Source organism: Chromohalobacter sp. 296-RDG, from assembly GCF_029889885.1.
Taxonomy (GTDB): domain Bacteria; phylum Pseudomonadota; class Gammaproteobacteria; order Pseudomonadales; family Halomonadaceae; genus Chromohalobacter.
Window position 1 is genome coordinate 1 of record NZ_JARANY010000246.1, and the last position, 956, is coordinate 956.

Annotated in this window: 1 protein-coding gene and 1 pseudogene; one reads left to right on the plus strand and one right to left on the minus strand. The window is 55.5% G+C overall.

The genetic code is table 11. The annotated features are described in order from the left end of the window. Window positions 1–570, minus strand: a 570-nt coding sequence (locus OP495_RS18255; protein WP_280571192.1) for a hypothetical protein, incomplete at its 3' end; no start/stop codon positions are given. 94 nt (window positions 571–664) lie between these two features. Between OP495_RS18255 and OP495_RS18260 the strand changes: the two are divergent. Next, window positions 665–817 (plus strand): annotated as a pseudogene (locus OP495_RS18260) (methylmalonate-semialdehyde dehydrogenase (CoA acylating)); the annotation flags it as partial. Window positions 818–956: the final 139 nt, after the last annotated feature.

A 956-nucleotide genomic window follows, 5' to 3' on the forward strand; every position in this document is an offset into this window, starting at 1 on the left:
TGATTCCATGGCATTGGCCAGTTGCGTGATCCAGTTCAGGTAAGCTTTCGAGCCGCTTACCAGTGCCTGGTCTTTTGCAGCTACTTCTCTGGCCTCGCTGTCCGTCCCGTGATCGGCGATCTCGCGCATTACTGGCTCGGTCTGCTCGACCGCCTTGTTAATGATTCCGCGTTCCAGGCGCAGCATCTTGACCATGAAGCTCAGGAAATTCTTGAAGAAGTCCTTTTCGGCAATGTAATGGTCCTTGCGATCGCCTTTCTTCCACACCTTCACCACCATGCCGGTATCAATCAGTTCGCGGACACCGGTACTGACGCTCGCCTTGCTCATGGCGACCTCGTCCTTTATGTCGTCCAGCGTCAGCGGTGATGCAGAGAAATAGAGCACGGCGTAGATCCGTCCCACTGAGGGTGTGACACCGTAGGCCACCATGCTCTGGGCGAGGGCGCTGATCATTACATCGCGCGCTTCTTCCAGGCGCTGTGTGTCAGTTTTCTGCATGGCATGCTCAGAAATTTTGTGTGTATTGAACATTTTGAACAAAGTAAACAGAAAGACAGGAATCGTCAAATCGACATGCCTACCTGGTCACAGGTCAAGGTATGGAAGCTAAGCGATGGAATAAAGGAAAAGGGCGCCGCGTTGGTGGTCGACAGCCGCCTGCCACAGCCTCGGCGGTTGGAAAGACTCCCTGTTCGGCGACCTGCACGCCTACGGCCCCGACGCCGTGCGCTTCTACACCCGCCGCAAAGCCATCTCCCAACGCTTGCCGAAGCGCAGCGATCAGGAAACCGCCCAGTTCAGCTTCCCCTCCTGAACCACCCGCACGGCTGAACCCCACGCCTACGCCGCTCACACCGGCGCGGGCGTTTCGTGTCTACGCCTTTCGTGTAGCGCTATGTTGAACGACGTTAAATTAAGCTAGGTTAAGTATTGTTTGGAGTTACCGATACAAC